The organism is Halorubrum sp., assembly GCF_046498025.1.
Classification (GTDB): Archaea; Halobacteriota; Halobacteria; order Halobacteriales; family Haloferacaceae; genus Halorubrum.
Window position 1 is genome coordinate 1 of sequence record NZ_JAWOBM010000021.1, and the last position, 15,284, is coordinate 15,284.

At 69.8% G+C, this 15,284-nt stretch carries 16 protein-coding genes; 4 read left to right on the forward strand and 12 right to left on the reverse strand.

Annotation, left to right across the window (positions count from 1 at the left end; translation table 11 throughout):
* Positions 1 to 363 (forward strand): SDR family NAD(P)-dependent oxidoreductase (locus R6U01_RS05270; RefSeq protein ID WP_410285411.1); only part of this gene is annotated, 363 nt, incomplete at its 5' end.
* Here the strand turns inward: R6U01_RS05270 and R6U01_RS05275 are convergent.
* Positions 364 to 1,431 (reverse strand): phosphotransferase family protein, encoded by a 1,068-nt coding sequence (locus R6U01_RS05275; RefSeq protein WP_410285412.1) that lies wholly within the window; start codon positions 1,429 to 1,431, stop codon positions 364 to 366. It lies immediately after the preceding gene.
* A gap of 305 nt (positions 1,432 to 1,736) precedes the next feature.
* Between R6U01_RS05275 and R6U01_RS05280 the strand changes: the two genes are divergently transcribed.
* A complete protein-coding gene (locus tag R6U01_RS05280; protein ID WP_410285413.1) occupies positions 1,737 to 2,957 on the forward strand; it encodes an acyl-CoA dehydrogenase family protein in 1,221 nt (406 codons plus the stop codon).
* Positions 2,958 to 3,024: 67 nt separating this feature from the next.
* Here R6U01_RS05280 and R6U01_RS05285 read toward each other — a convergent pair whose 3' ends face one another.
* The 3 genes from R6U01_RS05285 to R6U01_RS05295 form a co-directional block, all read right to left on the reverse strand.
* Positions 3,025 to 3,555, reverse strand: coding sequence for a winged helix-turn-helix domain-containing protein (locus R6U01_RS05285; protein ID WP_410285414.1), 531 nt, complete (start codon positions 3,553 to 3,555; stop codon positions 3,025 to 3,027).
* A gap of 84 nt (positions 3,556 to 3,639) precedes the next feature.
* Positions 3,640 to 4,284 (reverse strand): ribonuclease HI family protein, encoded by a 645-nt coding sequence (locus tag R6U01_RS05290; protein WP_410285415.1) that lies wholly within the window; start codon positions 4,282 to 4,284, stop codon positions 3,640 to 3,642.
* 297 nt (positions 4,285 to 4,581) lie between these two features.
* The gene (locus R6U01_RS05295) at positions 4,582 to 4,866 is read right to left on the reverse strand and encodes a hypothetical protein (RefSeq protein WP_410285416.1); all 285 of its coding nucleotides are present in this window, start codon (positions 4,864 to 4,866) and stop codon (positions 4,582 to 4,584) included.
* A 165-nt stretch (positions 4,867 to 5,031) separates the two neighbouring features.
* Between R6U01_RS05295 and R6U01_RS05300 the strand changes: the two genes are divergently transcribed.
* Positions 5,032 to 6,249 (forward strand): pyridoxal-phosphate dependent enzyme, encoded by a 1,218-nt coding sequence (locus tag R6U01_RS05300; protein ID WP_410285417.1) that lies wholly within the window; start codon positions 5,032 to 5,034, stop codon positions 6,247 to 6,249.
* A gap of 55 nt (positions 6,250 to 6,304) precedes the next feature.
* Here the strand turns inward: R6U01_RS05300 and R6U01_RS05305 are convergent, their stop codons facing one another.
* Both R6U01_RS05305 and R6U01_RS05310 read right to left on the reverse strand, forming a co-directional pair.
* Entirely contained in the window at positions 6,305 to 7,255 is a 951-nt protein-coding gene (locus R6U01_RS05305) for a carbohydrate kinase family protein (RefSeq protein WP_410285418.1), read from the reverse strand.
* A gap of 162 nt (positions 7,256 to 7,417) precedes the next feature.
* On the reverse strand, positions 7,418 to 8,209 hold the full coding sequence (locus R6U01_RS05310; RefSeq protein WP_410285419.1) for a helix-turn-helix transcriptional regulator: 792 nt from the start codon (positions 8,207 to 8,209) through the stop codon (positions 7,418 to 7,420).
* 256 nt (positions 8,210 to 8,465) lie between these two features.
* Between R6U01_RS05310 and R6U01_RS05315 the strand changes: the two genes are divergently transcribed.
* Positions 8,466 to 9,410, forward strand: a complete 945-nt coding sequence (locus R6U01_RS05315; protein WP_410285420.1) for a DMT family transporter — start codon at positions 8,466 to 8,468, stop codon at positions 9,408 to 9,410.
* A 178-nt stretch (positions 9,411 to 9,588) separates the two neighbouring features.
* On the opposite strand, the gene R6U01_RS05320 is transcribed toward R6U01_RS05315, so the two are convergent.
* The 6 genes from R6U01_RS05320 to R6U01_RS05345 form a co-directional block, all read right to left on the reverse strand.
* The gene (locus tag R6U01_RS05320) at positions 9,589 to 10,014 is read right to left on the reverse strand and encodes a hypothetical protein (RefSeq protein WP_410285421.1); all 426 of its coding nucleotides are present in this window, start codon (positions 10,012 to 10,014) and stop codon (positions 9,589 to 9,591) included.
* A gap of 499 nt (positions 10,015 to 10,513) precedes the next feature.
* The gene (locus R6U01_RS05325; RefSeq protein WP_410285422.1) at positions 10,514 to 10,663 is read right to left on the reverse strand and encodes a hypothetical protein; all 150 of its coding nucleotides are present in this window, start codon (positions 10,661 to 10,663) and stop codon (positions 10,514 to 10,516) included.
* A 15-nt stretch (positions 10,664 to 10,678) separates the two neighbouring features.
* Positions 10,679 to 11,683 (reverse strand): hypothetical protein, encoded by a 1,005-nt coding sequence (locus R6U01_RS05330; protein ID WP_410285423.1) that lies wholly within the window; start codon positions 11,681 to 11,683, stop codon positions 10,679 to 10,681.
* A gap of 84 nt (positions 11,684 to 11,767) precedes the next feature.
* Positions 11,768 to 11,932, reverse strand: coding sequence for a hypothetical protein (locus R6U01_RS05335; protein ID WP_410285424.1), 165 nt, complete (start codon positions 11,930 to 11,932; stop codon positions 11,768 to 11,770).
* A 636-nt stretch (positions 11,933 to 12,568) separates the two neighbouring features.
* Positions 12,569 to 13,192, reverse strand: a complete 624-nt coding sequence (gene rdfA / locus R6U01_RS05340; protein ID WP_410285425.1) for a rod-determining factor RdfA — start codon at positions 13,190 to 13,192, stop codon at positions 12,569 to 12,571.
* A gap of 79 nt (positions 13,193 to 13,271) precedes the next feature.
* A complete protein-coding gene (locus R6U01_RS05345) occupies positions 13,272 to 15,239 on the reverse strand; it encodes an archaea-specific SMC-related protein (RefSeq protein WP_410285426.1) in 1,968 nt (655 codons plus the stop codon).
* Positions 15,240 to 15,284 lie beyond the last annotated feature (45 nt).

Consider the following 15,284-nt stretch of genomic DNA (forward strand, 5'->3'; position numbering starts at 1 on the left):
TTAAAAGAGGCGGGCGGGAGCGTCGTCAACGTCGCCAGCGTGGCGGGTGTCGTCGGCCTCCCGAAACAGCACCCGTACGTCGCCTCGAAACACGGCCTCGTCGGGCTGACGAAGAGCGCGGCGATCGACTGGGCGCCGGACGTGCGGGTGAACGCGGTCGCGCCGGGCTACGTCGCCACCGACCTGACGGAGCCCCTCCAGGAGAACGAGCGGCTCAGGGAGTCGATCCTCGACCGGACGCCGCTCGACCGGTTCGCCGACCCGATGGAGATCGCGGGCCCCGCGGTCTTTCTCGCCAGCGACGCGGCGAGTTTCGTCACCGGGGAGACGCTGGCGGCCGACGGCGGCTGGACGGCGCGGTAGTCACAGCCGGTCGGTCTCGCCCCCGACGTACGCGAGCGTCCGCGCCGCGAGCGCGGGCACCTGCGTCCGCATCTTCGGGTACAGCGGGTCGTCGCTGTCGTCGTTCAGGTACCGCGCGAGGAACATCTCCCCTAAGGCGGCCATCTTGTAGGCCGCGAGGACCCGGTAGAAGCGCTCGTGGGCGAACTCGCGTCCCGTCGCCGCCTCGTAGCGGTCGACGAGCGCCGCGCGGGTCGGATACCCCTCCCGCGCGGTGAACGTCGACATCAGCTCGGGCATGGCCGGGTCCGGGTCGCCCCCGTCGTACCAGAACAGCAGCAGCCACCCGAGGTCGGCGAGCGGGTCCCCGAGCGTCGACAGCTCCCAGTCGAAGACGGCGACGACCTCCGGGGGCGTCCCGGGACCGTACATGACGTTGTCGAGCTTGAAGTCGCCGTGGACGAGCGTCTCGGCGTGGTCGTCGGGGACGTTGTCGGCGAGCCACTCCCCGACGGCGATCAGGTCGGGGATGTCCCTGACCGCCGTCGTCGTCTCGAACGCCCAGTCGAGTTGTGCCGTCCAGCGCTCGACCTGTCTGGCCGTGTACCCGTCCGGTCGGCCGAACTCGCCGAGCCCGACCGCCTCGTAGTCGACCGCGTGGATCGCCGCCAGCGTGTCGACGAGCTCGGTTCCGATCCGGTCGCGGGCGACCGGATTCTGGAAGCGCTCCGGCTCCGCCTCCCGAAGCACGTCGCCGTCGGCGCGCTCCATGAGGTAGAAGTCGCTTCCGAGGACCGCGTGGTCGTCGCAGGCGCGGAGCGTTCGCGGGAGGGGAACGTCGGTGTCGCCGAGCGCGTCGACGACGCGGTGCTCCCGGAGCACGTCGTGAGCCGTGTCGGCCGTCTCGCCGGGGGGCGGTCGCCGAACCACCAGCTCGCGGTCGCCCCACGTGACGAACAGCGTCTCGTTGGAGTGGCCTTCGGCGTGCCGCTCGACGGCGAACGTCTCCGCCGGCCCGAACTCGTCGGTCAGGTAGTCCGCGAGCGCGTCGTCGTCGACCAGCCGATCGAGGTAATCGGGGTCGCTCACCCTCGATCAGCCTCCGGTCGACTCGGTCCAGATCGATTCGTCTCCGGTCGACTCGGTCCAGATCGATTCGTCTCCGATCGACCCCTTCCAGATCGATTCGTCTCCGATCGACCCCTTCCAGATCGATCCGTTTCAGACCGCTCCGGTACCGGTCGATCGATTCCCGAACGGAGTTCACCGTCTACGGCATCTTTGACTAACATTGTAAATCTATTCTTGATACGTGGGTGGTTGGACTGGGAATTAATAGCCTTTTGGGCGCGGCTGGCCGGAACTTCTATTTACATTGCTAAGCAATCGTGGCCATGGAGTACGACGACATCGGACGCGGGCCGGAAATCGCCGAGGCCGTCAGGGAGTTCGTCGACGAGACGGTCCTTCCGGTCGAGCGCGAGTGGCTCGGCCGCGGACCGATCCCGCCGACGGAGATCGAGACGCTTCGCGACGCCGCGCGCGACGAGGGGATCTACGCCCCCCAAGTCGACGAGGAGTACGGCGGGCTCGGACTCGGGTTCCGCGAGATGCTGCCGGTGTTCGAGGAGGCGGGCCGAAGCCTGCTCGGGCCGACCGCACTCCGGTGTGCGGCGCCAGACGAAGGGAACATGCACACCCTCCAGATCGCGGCCACCGACGCCCAGAAGGAGCGGTGGCTCCGCCCGCTGGCGGCCGGCGAGATCGATTCGGGCTTCGCGATGACGGAGCCCATGCAGGGCGGGGGATCGGACCCGAAGATGCTGGCGACGACCGCCGAGAAAGACGGCGGCGAGTGGGTCATCGACGGGCACAAGTGGTGGACGACCGGCGGCGTCAAGGCGGACGTGCTGTTGACGTTCGCGCGCACCGATCGGGAGGCGCACCCGTACGCCGGCTGTTCGGTCATTCTCGTCCCCGCCGACGCCGACGGCGTCGAGGTCGTTCGGAACATCCCGCACCTCGGCGAGGGGCTGGTCGGGACGACGCACGCCGAGATCCGGTTCGACGACGTCCGCGTGCCGGTCGAGAACACGCTCGGCGAGGAGAACGAGGGGTTCACGCTCGTCCAGCAGCGACTCGGTCCGGCCCGACTTACGCACTGCATGCGGTACGCCGGGATGGCCGACCGCGCGCTCGACATCGCGACCGCGTACCTCTCCGAGCGGGAGGGGTTCGGCGAGCCGCTCTCGGAGAAGCAGGGGCCGCGCTTCCGGATCGCAGACCGGCGCACCGAGCTCCACGCCGCCCGGACGATGGTCCGGCACGCCGCCGGGCGGATCGCCGACGGGCACGAGGCGCGCATCGAGGTGGCGATGGCGAAGACGTTCGCGGCGAACGTGGCCCAGGAGGCGATCGACGACGCGCTGCAGTTCTGCGGCGGCAACGGGATCGCGTACGACCTGCCGATCGCGCGCTTCCACGAGAACGTCAGGCAGTTCCGGCTGGTCGACGGCGCCGACGAGGTCCACCGCCGGTCGATCGCCCGCGACGCCTTCGCGGACCCGCCGACCGAGGAGCTGGAGCCCGTCACGCGGTTCGGCGAGTTCGACTGAGCCGGGCCGCCCCGCCGGCCACTCCCTCGTTTCGCCCGCCGGTCAGTCCCTCGTTTCGTCCCGCCAGTTACTCCTCCGCGTCGTCCTCCTGAAACACTTCGAACAGCTCGGGATCGGTCCCGAACTTGAGGACGTTCGTCACGACGGAGTTCCGGAGGTTGTTGATGAGCTCGCCGTACTCCTTATAGAACTCGTGGATCCACTTCGACTCCTGTTCGCGGTCCTCGAACATCATGATCGTCTTCCACTGGTAGTCGCCGTCGGAGAGGAAGTACATGAACGTGTGACGGCTCGACCGGACGTGTTCGAGCGCGTCCCGCCAGTTCTCGTCGAACCCCTCGGGGTTGAACTGGAACTCGAACAGCGAGAAGAAGAGGTGCTCCTCGTTCGGGACCAGCGCCTCGCGGAACACGCCGTCCTCGCGCATTCGACGGATCGACTCGTTGACGGTGACGTGGGAGACGTCGATGCCGTGTTCCTCGTCGAGGAGGTCGCGGAGCCTGCGTGACGTGAGCTGGGGGTCGCGCGCGAGCTCTTGCAGGATGATCGCGTCCCGCTCGGAGAGGTTCCAGTCGGAGATGGGTTGCTTCTCGGGCATTCCTCCGGTGGAGGTGGACGCGTCACCGTAATCAGTATTTGGACCGGGCGCCCGCCGTCGGCGGAGAGCGACGGCGCCGGAAACTCAGGGGCCGAGCGCGGCGATGTCGGCGGCGACGGCCGCCCGCGAGTCGGCCGGGTTCGGCTCGTGATCGGCGAGATGCGTCCACTCGCACGCCGGCAGCGTCGACAGGTGGTTCAGAATCGGCGATCGGTATGAGGTCGCGGCGGCGACGCCGTCACCGTCGCCCCAGATGTCGTCGATCACGGTCATCGAATCGATGCGGACCTCCACCGCGACCGGCGCACACCGCGAGACGACCGCGTCGAGCCCGAGATGCAGCGCGGCGTACTCCGCGGTGTTGTTCTCCGCGTGCGACCCGACCGGCCGCCCGAGCCGCGCGAACGGTTCACCGCCCGTCTGGAGCACCGCGCCCGCGCCGGCCGGACCGGGATTCCCGCGGGAGCTCCCGTCGACGTACAGCACGACGTCGGCGTCCCCGTCCTCGGGACCGCGGTCCCGCGCGGGCGGCGGCTCGCCCGCGAGGATCTCCTCGACCGCCGCGCGGATCTCGGCGTCGGTCGTCTCCGGGTCGAACAACCCTCCGAATCCGGCGACGGCCGCGTCGATCGCGTCGATGGCGGGACGGATCTCGTACTCGTGTAACGCGAGCACCTCGTCCACTCGGCCGGCAAGCGGCGAGAGCGTCGCCGTGGGGAAGCGATCCATCTACGTCCTGGCGTCCAGCCGCGGTTCTCGCCGGTCTCTCACGCCCGGTGGTACCGGCAGCATAGACAAAAGTGCGTGGGTCCCGACCGCGCCGCGGCGCTGGTTCACGGCCTGTGACAGCTCGGCGCCCGCTTCGAGCCGCCGAACGAGCCGAGCGTTTTCACCGGCACGGACTCCTCCTCCTTCAGGGCCTTCGCGATCGCGGCGACGATCCCGTCGAGCACCTCCCGCGCGTCACCGAGACGGTCGGTGCCCGCCGTCGGGTACTCGGAACCGGTCGGACGGGTCCCGAGGCGTTCAAAACGAGGTCTCGTCCCACTCGGTGGCGGCGCTCCCTCGGTCGTCGTATCCCTTTCGTCCCACCGCGTCCTCCGGGAGCAGCGAGGTGACGAACTCCGCCAGTTCGTCCTCGGACCGGAAGGGCTCGGGCTCGTCGTCGACTACCGCCAGGATCTCCGGGAGCGGCATCCGCTCCCCGTTCGCGAACTCGACGACGCCCTCGTCACACTCCTCGACGACGGTGGCGAAGGCCACGGGGTACTGGTGGTCACAGACGTCTGTCAGTGCCGTTTCGACATCCATACATTATATTCGTGAAGAATACTAAAAAGGCTGATCCCAAACAGGCTCGGTGGAGAGGGCGTTCGCCGGTCGTCGCGACCGTCGTCGATCGCGGTCCCGTCGGGCCGGGTCGGGACCGCCCCCGCGGCCGGAGGGTATACCTGACCGGGCGTCGCAGTACCTCCCATGTCTCCCGCGTTGCGGTGTTACCGGTGTGGGGAACGATACGAGGACGCCGCCCGCGTCCGCTGCGGGTGCGGGGAGCCGCTCTGGTTTGAGACCGACGCGGCGGCGTTCACCTGGGCGGACCGTCGAGACGCCGACGGCATGTGGCGCTACGAGCCGCTGTTGCCGATCGACCGGCCCGACGGGATCGCTCGCGCCGCGGGCGGCACCCCGCTGGTCAGGAGCGAGCGCCTCGACGCCGCCGCGGGCTGTCGAGTGCACGTCAAAGACGAGGGCGAACACCCGACCGGCGCGTACAAGGACCGAGGCAGCGCCGTGGCCGTCCCGCACGCGATCGCGACGAGCGGCGGCGCCGTCGGCACCGTCTCGTACGGGAACATGGCGATGAGCACCGCCGCGCACGCAGCCAGCCTGGGCCGCGAGTGCGTCGTGCTCGTCCCCGACGAGATACCGACGGTCCGGCTGGCGCTCATCGGCCAGTACGACCCGACGATCGTGCGGGTCGACGGCGACTACGGGGCCCTCTACGGCGACGCGCTCCGCCTGTCCGGGGAGCTCCCGATCTCGCTCCTGGTCAGCGACGCCCCGGCGCGGATCAGCGGGTACAAGACCGCCCTGTTCGAGATCTGCGAGGCGTTCGCGCCGGAGGCGCCCGACGCGCTCGTGTTGCCGACGAGCTCCGGGGGGTTCGCCTCGGGGCTCTGGCGCGGGATCCGCGACCTCGAGGCCGCCGGGCTGCTCGACGATCCCCCCCGCCTCTACCTCGTCCAGACCGTCGCCGGCGACCCGATAACGCGGGCGTTCGACGCGGGCGAGACCGATCCGACGCCGCTCTCGCCCGACGAGACCGGCGAGACGATCGCTCACTCGATCGGGAACCCGGACCCGCCGAGCGGCGGGCGCGCGCTCGCGGCGGTCCGCGACACCGGCGGCGCCGTCCTCTCCGTCGACGACGACGAGATCCGGAGGGCGCAGCGGCGGTTCGCCGTCGACGGCGGCTTCTGCGTCGAGCCGGCCTCTGCGGCGTCGCTCGCGGGCGCCACCCGCCTGTCGGAGCGGGGCGAGCTCGCTCCGGACGACGACGTCGTCCTCCTGCCGACCGGAACGGGGTTCAAAGAGCTGGGCACCGGCGACGCGCCGGTGGCGACCGAGCGAACGAGCCGCACGGCCCTTCCGGAGCGGCTCGCCTCGCTGCTCGACGCTCCCCGACAGCGATGACGACCGACAGCGCCCCACGAGTTCGGGCGGGAGCGACGTCCGAAGCCCGAACTCGTTAGGACCGTCGGAGGAGCCGCGCCGCCGTCGCCGGGGCGTCGGGGTCGAACGGCCCGACCGTGGTGACCGCCGCCGCGCCGGCCGCGTTGCCGATCGCCGCGAGCGCTCCGACGTCCGCGGTGCCGTGGTCGCGTGCCGCGAGGACCGCACCGGCGAACGCGTCGCCCGCGCCGGCGGCGGTCGCGACCGTGACCGCCGGCGGAGAAGCCGTCACGCGCTCGGTCACCTCACCGTCGACCACGGTCATCGCGGTGGTCTCCGCCGCGCCGTCGGTGACGAACGCCGTCGCCGTCGCGTCCGGGGGAAGGAGTTCGAGCAGCCCCGCCGGGGTCGGGTCGACGCCCGCCACCGCGAGGTCCTCGGCCCCCGCGAAAACCAGGTCGCAGTGCGGGAGGACCTCCCCCAGCGCCGAGCGGTACGACTCGGCGCCCGCCCATTGGTTCGGCCGCCCGTTCAGGTCGAACGAGACGCGGACGTCGCTCTCGACGGCCGCCTCGACGAGTCGGTGGACCCCCGTTCGGTTCACTTCGGCCGGGAGCGTCACCCCTTCCACGTGGACTCGCTCGTACGGGGCCACGAACGACGCCGGGTCGTCGGGCGGGGTGAACCCGTAGCAGCTTCCGGCCACCCAGGCCTCCCACCGAACGCCGTCCGCCGTCGGGACGTACATCGTGAGCGGCGACGTCGCGTCGACGCGCGTGACGTGCTCGGTGTCGACCGGCCCCGCGGCCAGGTGGCGCGCGGCCGCCCGCCCGACGGTGTCGTCGCCGACGTTCGTCAGGAGGCCGACGTCGCCGCCCAGCGCGGCCATCCACCGCGCGGCGTTCGTCGCCGTGCCGCCGACGTGCCACTCGAGCCGACTCCCGACCGCGAGCGCGCCGCCGTTCGTCGGATACAGGTCGACCGTCGTGTCGCCCGCGACCAGCGTCTTCCGACCTCCCTGGGTCATCGCCTCAGCCCCCCCGTGACCGACCGTCGCCGCGAGTCGATCGGCGGGGTCGGACGTCCGAGACGGACCGGCGACTCGGCCCGAGTCGACTCCGGTGGGACCTCCTCGACAGCCGGCGCGGACGCGGGACGCGCGGGTGTGCCTTCCCCTCTCATCCGCCCGTCACTCGAACTCCAGCGGGTCGAACGGGGTCGCCCGCTCCCAGTAGCGGTCGAATCGGTCGGTCGCCCACTCCCGGACGGGTGTCGACCCCGTGCTCAACGACGCCCGGAGGACGCCGTGGTCGTCTCGGACCAGCAGGTACACCGTCTCGTCGGCGACGAGCGCGGCGACCGGAATCTCGCCCCGTGCGACCCGGATCGTCGCGTTCGAGTGGCGACTCAGCGCTCGGATCTGGCTCCACAGGTGCGCGTCGGCCGCGAGCGCGTCAAGCGCGCTCCGCGAAAGGACGGCCTCGAAGGCGTAGCCGCCCGCGGTGACTTGGTCGTGTACCGTCGACAGCGTCTGCTCGTTGAGCGTGTGCGAGAACGCCCGCAGGGTGTCGGCCCCCTCGATCGCGTCGCGGACGTGTCGGAGCGGGGCGCTCGGTCGCGTCCGCGTCGGCACCGTCACCGTCGCGTCGGCGAGGTGGCGCAGGTCGAACCCGAACTCCTCGGTCGGCAGGAACGCGACCAAGGGGCGGAGCTTCCCCTCGGTCTCGAGCACCGCGATCAGTTCACCGATCCCGTCGGCCACCAGCTCGCCCGTGGCCGTGGCGGCGTACCGCCGGCCGTCCCGACGCACCCACGATCGATCGGCGAAGTCCTCGAGAATCCTCCCCAGCGTCGCCTGTGACGCCCCCGTCGCGGTCGCGAGCTCCTGCCGCGTGTGCGGTTCGGCCGCCACGAGGCGTAACACCTCGACGCGGTTCTGCGATCGAGCGAGAAACTCGATTTCCTCCAGCGGCGCCTCCATACACGCCCCTGGCGACGCTGCGGGAAACCCGCTTCGCTCGCCGGCGCCCTCCTGTTACCTCGACCAGTGGTCGTCGGCTGCGGCACCGTGAAAGAATTGCACGTCGTTCACGACTGTCGCTTCGAGCGCGTGTTTCTCAGCGTCGAATTTTTCACGACTTTCGTTATACGGCGCCGGTTCGTATCCGACAATATGACCGGAAATGCGAGGCGAATCGCCCACACGCACAGTTCACCGCCGGGGAGGACCGAGTAGCGTGTTCTCACGCCGGACCGCCCTCCTGTTCGCCGTCTCGGCCGTCCTGTTCGGCGGGACGTTCATCGCCGCGAAGGCCGGGCTGGCGTACTTCCCCCCGCTGTTCTTCGTCGCGGTCCGGTTCGACATCGGCGCCGTCGTCCTCGCGGTCTTCGCGGCGACGACGCTCTCCAAGGCGGAGCTCCGGCCCCGCACGGCGGGCGACGCGCTCGGCATCTTCGCCACCGGCGTGCTCGTCGTCGGCCTGACGAACGCGCTGTTGTTCCTCGGCCAGCAGCACGTCACCAGCGGCGTCGCGGCCGTCGTCTTCAGCCTCAACCCGATCCTCACGCCGGTGTTCGCGGCCGTCCTCCTGTCCGACGGTCGGCTGTCGGTCCGCGGCGCGGTCGGGATGGGACTGGGGCTGCTCGGCGTGGTCCTCGTGGCGAACCCCGACCCCTCGGCGCTGTTGGGCGGCGGGCTCGGCGTGCCGCTGCTGTTCGGGGCCGCCGTGACGAGCGCGCTCGGCGCCGTGGTGATCCGCCGCGCCGACGCGACGCTCTCGAGCACGGCCCGCACCGTCTGGGGCGTCCCGCTGGCGGCCCTCCTCTCGCACGCGCTGAGCCTCGGTGCCGGCGAGTCCGTCGCCGGCCTGTCGGCGCCGCCCGTCGCGCTCGCGGCCCTGCTGTACGTGGGCGTGTTCTCCGGTGCGATCGCCTACCTCGCGTACTTCGCGCTCATCGACGAGACCGACGCGACGCGGGCGAACCTGCTGTTCTACTTCGTTCCCGTCGTCTCCGCCGTCGGCGGGTGGGCGCTGCTCGGGGAGACCGTCTCGACGCTGTCGCTGATCGGTTTCGGCGTCATCTTCGCCGGCTTCCTGCTCGTCAGCGGGCTCTCGCCGACCACGCCCGGGGTCCTCCGCCGGGCGATTCCGGACCGGTTCGCCGACGACGGCTCGGTGTGAGCGCGAACGAGAGGTCACCTCTCGCTCGCAGTCCGTTCGCCAAACCGCCTCATCTTTCGCGGACGCTGACTGAGCCTGTCGAAAACATCGCGGGTTCTACGCACCGCATCGGGCGATCCCGGCGAACTGGGGCGTCAGCGACACGACACCTCGGTGCGACGTGTCATCCGCACCGCGTTCACTCCGCGAGGAGCTCGCGGACGGCGATCGCGGCCTCCTCGAAGGCCCGCACGTCCATCTCGTCGGCCGTGAGGAGGACGCCGCCGTCGCCCTCGAGGACGCGGACGACGAACCCGTCGTCGTGGAACCGCACGGTGAAGCGGTACGGGCCGATCGACGTCCGTTCGAGCGACCCCTCGCCGAGCGCGGTCCGGAGGGGCTTCTCGGCGAATCCCGACCGCTCGATCGCGACCAGTCGCGACTTCGCGTCACGGGCGGCCTCGGGAGTGTCGTACAGGTCCCGCCTGACGTACAACACGTCGAACGACGCGGGTGTGAAGTGGAGCACGCTTCGGAGCGTGTCTCCGACTCCCGTCCGCGCCGCGCTGACGATCCCGTCCGCCGTCGCCGGGTCGATACCGGTCCGGTACTGTCTGTCGGCCATACCCGTACTAGGCGCTGTGAGGTCTTGAGGATCGCTCACAGCGCTTATTTCGAGACGCCGGTTCCCGCGTTTCCGCCGCGGGAGCCCCGCCGTGAGAGTCGGTGACGAGGGCGAGCTACGTCCCTTCCGTCGTCGCTCTCGCCGCTGCTCGCGGGCGCTCCCACCGTACGTGTCGCCCCCTCCGGCGGCTTCAGGCGGTCGCGCCGAACGTGTACGCGGGACCGAGTACCTGATTGGTTCGGGGAGACGGCTTTGTGTTTCCCCGCCGTAGCGAGCGGTGCCGGTGGTCGGGAGCGCCACCGGTGTTGTGCGTGCGGAACCCGTTCCGTGAGCTCCCTCCTGTGAGAACGACCCACCCCACGCCATTCGGAGCCCGTGACCGACTACCGTTCGCGGTAGTCGTTTTCGCGGCCGTGCTTTCGCGGCGATCCGATACCGCCGCCCGCTGTCCTCGACGACGAGACGCGTCGGACGGCTTCGCTCTCGACGACGAGACGCGTCAGGCGACTCCGTCCTCGCGGACGACCCACGGCTTCTCGTCGGGGTCGTACTCGCGTATCGCCCCGCTGTGGCTCCGCGTCTCCGGCGCGAGCACGCCGACGTGTTTGAGCTGCTGGACGAAGTTGAAGAGGACGTTGTTGCGTATCACGTCCGTCCAGACCGCTCAGTCCCGGTAGAGCCGCTCCGTCTCGCCGCGCTCGATCAGCTCTCGCGCTCGCGTGGCCCCCCGCGTCGTGCAGAAGGCGCTCAGGAAGACGTTCGGGTACTCGCGGACCAGCCGCTCGACCAGGTCGAGGAAGTGAACGCGCGGCCCCTCCTTGCGGAGCGCGTCGAGCAGCAGGCCGAACTCGGGGTGTCTGGCGAACGCGTTCCGCAGCAACACCGCGAGCGGCGGGTGGACCTCGGCGACCGTGCGACGCGAGACGTCCGCCTTCGTCAGGCGGAGGTCGTCGAGGGTCTCGACCCCGTAGCCGCGGAGCACCGTCGCGGCCAGCTCCCCCTGCGAGGTCAGCTCGCGCGGCGACCCGAGCGCGAGGAGGCCGAGCGTCCGCGCGCTCGCGACGGTCTCGTCGCCGGCGCCGAACCCGTACTCGTCGGCGATGGCGTCGACGAGCTCGTCGCGCGCGAGGGGCCCGTACCGGTCGACGGCGACGACCGGCGCGAGGTAGTTCAGCGGCTGCGCGAGGCTCAGCGTCGTGACGTCGCCGCCGAACTCGCTCCCGCGGAGCCTGACGGACAGCTGCCCTTCGATGTCGGCGACCTCCGCCGTCGATTCGGCGCTCGGCGGGTCGTCCCACGACCGCACCCCGTCTCTCTCGACACCGATGACGCCGACCCCCTTCGACCGGAGCAGGTTCGCGTGGGGCGCGACGGCGTCGCCGTCGCCCGCGAGGTACGAGACGTGCGCGCCCTGCTGATACGTCATCGCCTGTCCGATACCGCGGAGCAGGTTCGTCGACCCCTTCACCTCGATTGCGAACCCGCGGTCCGCGTCGGTGAAGCCGAGCACGTCGGGGTACCGCCCCCGGATCGTGATCTCGTGGCGGCGGCACCGCGAGAGCACGTCCGCGTACGTCTCGCTGTGCGCCTCGGGCACGTGCACCAGCGGCTCGTAGTTCCGCTCGTCGAGCGCGGTCACCACGCGATCGAACACCGCCGCCTCGTTCATAGGCTGTCCTCTCTCCCGCGGCAGATAAGCGGTTCTCTCGGCGAGGCGCTGCGAGCCGATCCGACGAGCGCGCTCGCGTCTCGCTCAGCCCTCGCGGCGGTTGTTTATTAGCATCGGGAGGACTGCCGCCACGATCACCAACACGCTCGAGACGGCGATCGGCGGTGCGCCCGCGTCCGCGACGAACGCGGAGAGCGTCACTCCTCCGATCAAACACGCGATGACGATCTCGTTTTCGCGGGAGACCATGTCGGGTTAGGTTGTCGTATCGACGGGGTATTACTTTCGGAACGCCCGTAGTCGCGCCGCCGAACGAGTGCGACCGCGTCGCAATCGGGGGCACGACGACCGACAGCATCGGACGAACACCCGCCTCCGCCGCGTTCAAATCTTACTTAAATATTTCTGAATAAAGATACTAAATCGGTCGTAACGCATCTCTAATACGTATATTCCGACGTCTCGGAGAGGTGATCGACCGCCGAATTCGTGCACGTGCCCCCACGTGACTCCTCGGTCCGACAGACGTGATGTCACTGCACAATTCTAACAGCGCGCAGAGGCCGATATAAATTGAAGTCTGGAACAAAACTGGCGATATATCGGCATAAAACACGCATTTGTGACTCAGTGGACTCGGGTCCCGCCCTCGCTACCTGCGGGAGGGCGTTACCGCGTCCGTGGCTGTTCCGCACCCGAGCGCGAATCACGACCCAGACTCCCGAAAACGTATATGAAATGGGGGTATTATTTATATATGATAGTAACTGCGTCTGCTTCGCGGGTCACACCGATCCCGCAGCCAACGCGGCCGCGGTGAATCGCCCGCAGCCAACGCGGCCGCGGGGGATCGGGTCGCGACGACGATTGCGGCCGGCGCCCGGGTCAGTTCTTGCCCGTCGACGCGTCCTCCGCCGTGCAGCCGCAGCCCCCCCGACGGATCACTTCGCCAACCGGCGCGTCCGTCCCGCAGTTCGGACAGACGGCCCGCACGTCGACGAGGACGTCGTAGTCGCCCCGGTCGAGCTCGTCGGCGTTCGCGAGCGACGCGATCGCGGACTCGGTGACCGCGGAGAGCCGCCCCTGTAGCTTCTCGATCGTCTCGATCTTCCGTTCGCCGCGGTCCGCCTCGTCGGTCGGGAGGCTCGCCCCGCGGTCCTCGGTGAGATACGTGTGGACCGCTTGGTGCGTGACGAAGTCCGCCGTCAGCTCGTCGACGTCCACGCCCTCGCGTTCGAGCCGGCGTCGCGCCCGGGTCACCTCTGACCCGGTCCCGTCCTCCAGCGCCTCGTACGTGCTCGAGGCCTCGACGTCGAGCGACGAGCCCGCGGTCTCGCGGACCGCCGCCGCCAACACCGCCTCGTTGAACTCGTCGGCGAGGTCCCGCAGGCTCGTGCGCTCGCCCGCCTCGCCGGTCCACGCGGCCTCGAGCGTCGCTCCCATCCCGTCGAGGCCGTACGCCTCGATCACTCGTCCGACCTTCGTGTTCGGTCCGTCCTCGTCGGTCATACTCATCGATAGCGAGGCGACGTTACAAGCGTGTCGGTGGCCCGCCGCGTCTCCGAGCCGCACGGCGGCGTTCGGCGGGTCAGTCGATCCGCTCGACGTACGCGTACTCGTCCGAGAGCGCGGCGGCGTCCTCGGGCAGCAACGCGGCCACCAGGAAGTCGGCGTGGTCGCGGAAGTAGTCGACGACGCGCGCGATGCGGTCCGAGTCGATGGCCTCCAGCGAGTCGAGGACGATGAACGGCACCGTCTCGTGGACGTCGTGGACCAGGTATCCCGCCAGCGCGAACACCAGTCCGGTCACCTCACGCTCGCTCTCGGAGAGGTGGTCGATGGTGTCCTCGTAGACCGCCCCGTCGGAGGACGTGCGGACGATGTGCAGGTCGAACCGCGTCCGCGACACCTTCCGACGCCCCTCGCGTACGTCCGTCTCACGGCGTTCGATCCAGACGCGGTCGAGGTTCTCGTACTCGAGGATATCGAGGACCGTCTCCATGTGCTCGTTGAACTCCTCGACGGCGCTCTCCTCCAACCGATCGACCCGCGTCCGCAGTTCCGTCAACCGGTCAGCGATCTCCTCCCGCTCTGCCTCGAGCTCCTCGCGCCGTTCGAGCGCCGCCTCCCGCTCGTCGATCTCGGCGTCGAGCTCCGCGAGCTCCGATTCGAGCCGGTCGACCCGGAGCTCGATCTCGTTGACCTCGCGGTGGCGCTCCAGCGCCTCGTCGTGGCCGTCCACGTCGATCGACTCGGCCTCGGCCTCCAGTTCCTCGATCGCCGACCGCTTCGCATCGATGTCCGACTCGAGCGCCGCGATCCGCGACTCGGTCGACTCGATCTCGGTCTCGACGGTGTCGAGCCGCTCTTCGGCGCGCTCGACCTCGCGCTGCGCCTCGCGGAGCGCCGACTGCTCGTCGGTGAGCTCCTGGATCTCCGCGCGGAGCTCGCTGCGCTCGTCGAGCCGCTCCGAACGGAGCTCCCGGAGGCGGTCGAGCGTCGTCTCGATCTGCTCGGTCTCGACCGCGGAGCCGCAGGTCCAACACACCGTCCGGTCGTCGCCGGTCAGCATGTCGGTCGGGCTGCCGCCGCCCCGTGACGCGAGGCTCGCCTCGCCCGCGTCGGCGTCGGTCCGCTCCACGTCGATGGCGGGCGCCGCGCCGTTCAGCATGTCCTCGTTGAAGCTGATGACGCTGCCGAGCTCGTTGATCGCCTCGTCGAGCGCGCGCTGGCGACGGCGCAGCTCGTCGATACGGCCGGCGAGCCGGTCGGGGCTCTTCTCGGGCTTCTGGGCCGACTCGACCGTCTCTCGAAGCTCGTCGCGCTCCGACTTGAGCTCCGCCAGCGTCGACCGCTCCGTTTCGAGGTCGAACTCGAGGTCGTCGAGCTCCGAGCGCGCGTCGCGAACGCGCTGGAACGCCTCTTCGAGCTCCCGCTTGCGGGTGCGGCTCTCCTCGACGCCGGCGTCGAGGTCCTCCAGCTCCTCCCGGGCCGCCTCGAGCGCCGCCTCGGCCTCCTCGAGCTCCGTCTGCTTCGTCCGGCGGTCGGCCTCGAGGTCGGGCAGCTCCTGTTCAAGCCCGTTCAGCTCGTCGATCTCGGCCTCGAGGTCGGCCCGCTCCTGCTTGCACTCCCGTATCTCGGCGTCGATCGAGTCGGTGTCGATCGGTCGCATGATGACCTCCTGGAGGTCGTCGCCGCGCGCGACGGCGCGGCGCGCTTCGTTGCTCTCCAGCAGGAAGGCGAACAGGTCCGCGAGCTCCGGGTCGTCGAGATACGGGTCGCCCCCGAACGCGACCGAGTCGCCGCGTCGCGTCAGCGTTCGGGTGTACGTCTCGCCGCCGAGTTCGAGGGTCACCGCGCCCTCGTCGGCGTCGCGCTTGAGCGAGGTCCGCTGGCTCCCGAGCCCGGCCATCAGTGCCCGCAAGAATGAGGTTCGGTTCGTCGCGTTCCGCCCGGCCAACACCGAGACGCCCTCGGGCAGGGCCACGGACGCCTCGTCGATGCCGCCGATGTTCCGGACGTCGACACGCGCGACTGATTGAGAGGTTTGATCCATCGATTTATCCTACAAAATTCATTCATTGTCTTAAATCTATCTCTC

Excerpts from the sequence above, each read along its gene's own strand:
- R6U01_RS05280 (WP_410285413.1), top strand. The coding sequence starts at position 1,737 with ATGGAGTACGACGACATCGGACGCGGGCCGGAAATCGCCGAGGCCGTC.
- R6U01_RS05285 (WP_410285414.1), bottom strand. The coding sequence starts at position 3,555 with ATGCCCGAGAAGCAACCCATCTCCGACTGGAACCTCTCCGAGCGGGAC.
- R6U01_RS05290 (WP_410285415.1), bottom strand. The coding sequence starts at position 4,284 with ATGGATCGCTTCCCCACGGCGACGCTCTCGCCGCTTGCCGGCCGAGTG.
- R6U01_RS05295 (WP_410285416.1), bottom strand. The coding sequence starts at position 4,866 with ATGGATGTCGAAACGGCACTGACAGACGTCTGTGACCACCAGTACCCC.
- R6U01_RS05300 (WP_410285417.1), top strand. The coding sequence starts at position 5,032 with ATGTCTCCCGCGTTGCGGTGTTACCGGTGTGGGGAACGATACGAGGAC.
- R6U01_RS05305 (WP_410285418.1), bottom strand. The coding sequence starts at position 7,255 with ATGACCCAGGGAGGTCGGAAGACGCTGGTCGCGGGCGACACGACGGTC.
- R6U01_RS05310 (WP_410285419.1), bottom strand. The coding sequence starts at position 8,209 with ATGGAGGCGCCGCTGGAGGAAATCGAGTTTCTCGCTCGATCGCAGAAC.
- R6U01_RS05320 (WP_410285421.1), bottom strand. The coding sequence starts at position 10,014 with ATGGCCGACAGACAGTACCGGACCGGTATCGACCCGGCGACGGCGGAC.
- R6U01_RS05330 (WP_410285423.1), bottom strand. The coding sequence starts at position 11,683 with ATGAACGAGGCGGCGGTGTTCGATCGCGTGGTGACCGCGCTCGACGAG.
- R6U01_RS05335 (WP_410285424.1), bottom strand. The coding sequence starts at position 11,932 with ATGGTCTCCCGCGAAAACGAGATCGTCATCGCGTGTTTGATCGGAGGA.
- rdfA (WP_410285425.1), bottom strand. The coding sequence starts at position 13,192 with ATGACCGACGAGGACGGACCGAACACGAAGGTCGGACGAGTGATCGAG.
- R6U01_RS05345 (WP_410285426.1), bottom strand. The coding sequence starts at position 15,239 with ATGGATCAAACCTCTCAATCAGTCGCGCGTGTCGACGTCCGGAACATC.